Origin of the sequence: Streptomyces sp. McG3 (genome assembly GCF_018619185.1) — a bacterium.
GTDB lineage: Bacteria > Actinomycetota > Actinomycetes > Streptomycetales > Streptomycetaceae > Streptomyces.
Map to the genome: position 1 here is coordinate 1 of NZ_JAAXYC010000449.1, position 4855 is coordinate 4855.

Here is a 4855-nt window from a genome sequence, read left to right on the forward strand (position 1 = left end):
GGACCATGCCGACCACACCCCCCGCCCCCGCCCCGGCGCCGACGGTCCCGGAGACGCCACGTCCCGTCCGCGAGCACCGCTACGACATCGACCTGATCCGGCTGCTCTGCTCGGTCGGCGTGATCGGCCTGCACGCCGGATCGGCCTTCGTGAACGCCGTGGGCCGGACGGCCTCGCAGGGGCCCGGCACCTACTGGGCCGGGCTGACCGCCGACTCCGTCGGCCGCTTCGCCGTGCCCCTCTTCTTCGCCATCGCCGGCTGGGTGGTCCTGGTCGGGGCCCCGCCGAAGGACGGCGCGCGGCTGCGCCGGCGCATCGTGCGGATCGTGGTGCCCCTCGCCGTCTGGACGGCGCTCTACCTCGCCTGGGGCAGGCTGCGCGGAACCAACGCCGACCCCGTGGGCGAGCTGGCGCTGGACTCCGTGTTCGCCTCGGTCCGCCCCGCCTACCACCTCTGGTACCTCTACGCCTACCTCCCCGTGATCATGACCCTGGGGCTGGTGGTGCTGGTCAGGTCGGGCAGGCGGCCGTGGGGTCTCGGCGCGGCCCTGCTGGTCCTGGCGGCCGCCCCGTCGCTCTTCGGCGACCTGGCCGAGGCCACCGGCCGCGAACTGCCGCGCTTCGGCTGGGCGTTCGGTCCGTACCAGCTGATCTACGCGGTGCTCGGGGCACTGCTGCTCGCCGCCCCGGCCGGTACGTTCGGCCGGCGGCGGCTCCCGTGGCTGCTGCTCGCGGCGGCCGGGCTGGCCGGGGTGATCGCGTACCAGCACGAGGTGCACTACGCGATCCCGTACGCCCACGTCCTGGTGGCCCTGTTCAGCTGCGGCGTCCTGATCTCCCTGCACGGCCTGCGCGTCCCGGAGCGGCTGCGCCCGGCGCTGACCCGGCTGGCCGACGCGTCGTTCGGGGCCTACCTGGTGCACGTACTCGTGCTCGGCGTCCTCACCGACGCCTTCGTCCGGGCGGACCTGGGCGGTCCGGCCGCCGCGGCGCTCGTGGTCGGGATCACGGTGGCCACGACGGCCCTGTCGTTCGGCGCGGCCATGCTGTGGGGCCGCGCGGGGGCGGGCAAGGTGCTGGGCTGAGCGCCCCGCGTACCTGCCGCGCCCACCGGGGCGGGCGCGACTCGCGCGCCCTGCCCGCCCCGGGGCTGCTCAGCCCCGGCCGCTCCGCAAGGCCCTGGCCCGCCGGGCCACCCGGCGCAGGGCCGGGCTGGCGCGCAGGAACGCCAGGCGGGCCGGGACCACCCCGGGAAGCGCGAGCGACGCCAGGCGGCGGCGCTTGAAATAGCGCCAGGTGCGGTCGTCCAGGTGCGTGGACAGATAGCGCTCGGCTGCCGGACGCAGATCGGGGCGGACCCTCGGCCGCATCGCGAAGCCGACGGCCGCGAGCAGACCGTCCAGCTCGGCACCGGTGTACGGCATCCGCGCGGCGACCGCCTCCGCGTCACCGAGCCCCGGCAGCAGGGCGTCGGCGAGCGTCGCCGGTATCCGCTCGGCGTTCTCGTACGGGGTCAGGCGCTCCAGGAGCAGCCCCGTGCCGACGGCCGCCACCGGGAGGCCGTGGAACCGGGCCGCCCCGAAGAGGGCGGCCGACGTGCACCCGACGACCAGCGCGGGCCGCAGCCGGTGCAGCAGCACATCGGCCACGACGGGCCGCGCGGTGTCCAGCACGGTCAGCTCGACGCCCAGCCGGTCAGCCTCGGCGCGCAGCGGCGCCGGGTCCTCCCACGGGGCGTACGGGTCCGGTGCGAACACCAGCCGGGTGTGACCGAGGGCCGCGGCCCCCCGCACCATCTCCAGCCGCAGCCCCGCCTCCTCGGCCGCCGGGATCAGCCCGGCCCCGGCGAGATCCTGCCCGAGCAGCAGCGCGGGCGCCTCGACCGCCGGCAACTCCACCTCCACGTCGGTCAGTTCACCCATCACCTTGGTGAGCGCCTCGGCCGGTACGGTCCGCTGCTCCACCCCGTACTCGCCCAGCAACAGCAGGCGCGCCCCGGGAACCAGGTCCGGATGGAGCAGCCGCCGCACCCGGACCCCGGTCAGCGGGGGGATCTTCTCCCCGGTCGGGCCGTAGCCGCCGGGCCCCTCCGCGTACACATCGACCGGGGCACCGGCGAAGACCTGGGTGAGGGCCCGGGCCGGACCGGCGTGCGGGGAGTCCACGACCAGCTCCAGTTCCTCGTCGCCGAGACCCCAGGCGCGCCGGAAGTGGCGCTCCCACAGCGGGGCGTCGTCGGCCCGGGGGTTCCAGCCGTCCGGGTGGAAGGGGGAGATCGCGTCGTTCCAGGAGAACACCTCGTCGAACCGGGTGCGCAGCCGCTCGAATCCGGCGGTCTCCGCGACGTCGGCGACGGCCTCCGGGGCCGGCCCCGTCCGGGACAGCAGCAGGATCCGGCGGTCGGGCTCGGTGAAGCAGCCCGCGTCGATCGCCGCGGCGAGCAGCACCGTCGCGGCGGGCGAGGAGGCGTGGAAGATCCGGATGGTCATGCGGCCGAGGCCCCCTTCGCGGCGACCGTGCGGCGGCGCAGCCTGCGCACCCGGGTCGCTCGTGTCACGTCCATGGAGTCGAGAGCCTCGTCCAGCAGCCGCTGCGGCAGGCGTCCCAGGGCCGCCGCACCGCGCGACTTCAGTTCGCGGGCCACGGCGGGTTCGAATTTTTCGAGGGAGCCCAGATGGTGGGCGATGACCGCGCAATACGTGCGTACGGCCTTCGGCAGCAGAGCGTCCGCGTCGCGGTCGGCGGCCGTCTCGGCGACCACCTGGTCGAAAGCGCGGAGGAAATCGAGCTGGCGCACATCGCCGATCTGGGTCAGCGACGTGGCCACCCCGCGCCGGTAGAAATGGCTGAGCATGCCCAGGGCGGCGAAGGAGTCCGCCTCCCGGTGCAGCCGCCAGATCCACGGCCGGTCCTCGGCCGTGCGCAGCCCGTCGGTGAAGTGCAGCAGCCCCCGGTCCAGCAGGCGCCGGTGGTACAGGCCCGCCCAGGCGAACGCGTAGTCCACCGACGTGGTGCGGTGGGCGGGCAGGATCGCGGCCCGGGGGTCGCTCACCACCCCGTGCGGCCCGTGCGGCACCCGGCGTACGGTCCGTGACCTGCCGTTGGCCTGAACGTGGTCGGTGCGCACGAAATCGCAGCCCAGCGCCTCGGTCCGGGCCACCAGCCGCTCGTAGTGCCCGGGGGCCAGCCAGTCGTCACTGTCCAGGAAGGCGATGTACTCGCCGCGGGCGGCCTCCAGACCGGTGTTGCGCGCGGTCGCCAGACCGCCGTTCACCTCGTGCCGCACCAGCACGGCCCCCGGGATCTCGTCGGCGGCCCGGCGCAGCAGCCGGGGTGTCCCGTCGGTCGAACAGTCGTCGACGAGAAGGAACTCGAAGTCCTCGCGGGCGTTGGCCCGCAGACTTCGGAGGGTGTCGGGCGCGTAGGTCTGCACGTTGAAGAACGGCACGATGACGGAGAGCTTAACCACGCGCATCACGTTAGGTGCGGCGCCGGCCCTTTCCTTTTCCGCAATGCGCCCAGCAGGTGAACAACGCCCGTCGCTCAGGTGAATCGCCTTTTCCTGAACGGGAATTGGCGGCGTATTCGGGGTCGCCCCCAATCGTCGGCACGCTGTTAACCATCTGTTGCCATCACGTTGGGCCGCGCATCGAAATGCCTTCCTAACTTCTAGGACGTGCCCCCACGTACCAGCAATGAGGCCGAACCGGCCGAAACCCCCGCCGCGCTCCGACCGGCGCTGCGGGTCGCCGTCCTCGCCGACTCCGACACCCGGTGGAAATGGGGCGCGCTCACCGCGCGCCGCCTGACCGCCGGGGCGGACGGCCCGGACGCGCGGCCCGTCGAGGTCAGCGGGCTGCTGCTGCGCGGCCGGGCCACCCCGACGCCCCGCCAGCTCGCGGAGATCGGCGAGGTCGGGATCGACGCCGAGCGGGTCCGCGAGGTCACCGCCGTCGAGTTCCTGCACACCGTGCGCGACGAGGGGTACGACCTCGTCGTCCTCGCCCTCGTCGGCGGCGGCGTCCAGGCCATGCTGCACGGCCTCGCCGCCCTCGGCCTGCCGCGTCGGCCCGTCGTCGTCACCGGATACGTCGGCGTCGTCTACGAGAAGCTCGCCGACGGCCTCCTCCTCCGCCACGGCGCCGACGTCGTCCTCGCCAACTCGGCCCACGACGCGGAGCGTTTCCGCGCGGTGTACGAAGGAGTGGGCGCCGACGCCTCGGCCGTCACGGAGGCCGCCCTCCCCTTCCTGGGCGGAGCCCCGTACCGCCCCGAAGAGGGCCGCGACACGGTGGTGTTCGCCGCCCAGCCCTCCGTACCGGCCTCCCGCGCCGACCGCACGTACCTGCTGCGCAGGCTCGTCGAGCACGCCCGGCTGCACCCGCGCCGCGAGGTGCTGCTGAAGCTGCGCTCCAAGCCCGGCGAGCACACCACGCACATCGAGGAACTGCCCTACCAGAAGCTCGCGCAGCGGCTGCCCGGCGGCCTGCCGCCCAACTTCCGCCTGGTGTACGGCCACATGGGCGAGGTACTGGACCGCACCGACCTCCTGGTCACGGTCTCCTCGACGGCCGCGCTGGAGTCCCTGCACCGCCGCATCCCGACCGCGGTCCTCACCGACCTCGGCGTACGGGAGACCCTCGGCAACCACCACTTCGTCGGCTCCGGGCTCCTCACCTCCTGGGACCGGCTCGACGGCGGGATCCGGCCCCGGCCCGACGGGGAGTGGGTGGCCGGCCAGGGCGTGGCCGCCGACGGCTCGTACGGCAGCGCCTACGACACCGCCCGCGCCAAGGTCACCGCCCTCCTCGACGACGGCCGACTCCCGCCGTTGGCCCCCTACTACACCCCCGCC

At 74.3% G+C, this 4855-nt stretch carries 4 protein-coding genes; 2 read left to right on the plus strand and 2 right to left on the minus strand.

The features are described 5' to 3' along the window. Nucleotides 1–5: 5 nt before the first annotated feature. Nucleotides 6–1085: an acyltransferase gene (locus tag HET64_RS36615; RefSeq protein ID WP_215111554.1), complete on the plus strand. Its 1080-nt coding sequence runs from the start codon at nucleotides 6–8 to the stop codon at nucleotides 1083–1085. Nucleotides 1086–1154: 69 nt separating this feature from the next. On the opposite strand, the gene HET64_RS36620 is transcribed toward HET64_RS36615, so the two are convergent. Beyond that, nucleotides 1155–2489 (minus strand): polysialyltransferase family glycosyltransferase, encoded by a 1335-nt coding sequence (locus HET64_RS36620; RefSeq protein WP_215111551.1) that lies wholly within the window; start codon nucleotides 2487–2489, stop codon nucleotides 1155–1157. Further along, nucleotides 2486–3469, minus strand: coding sequence for a glycosyltransferase family 2 protein (locus HET64_RS36625; RefSeq protein ID WP_215111552.1), 984 nt, complete (start codon nucleotides 3467–3469; stop codon nucleotides 2486–2488). Before HET64_RS36625 ends, HET64_RS36620 begins: the two co-directional genes overlap by 4 nt. A 207-nt stretch (nucleotides 3470–3676) precedes the next feature. On the opposite strand from HET64_RS36625, the gene HET64_RS36630 reads away from it, so the two are divergent. Further along, a partial coding sequence (locus tag HET64_RS36630; RefSeq protein WP_215111553.1) for a DUF6716 putative glycosyltransferase occupies nucleotides 3677–4855 on the plus strand: 1179 nt, incomplete at its 3' end.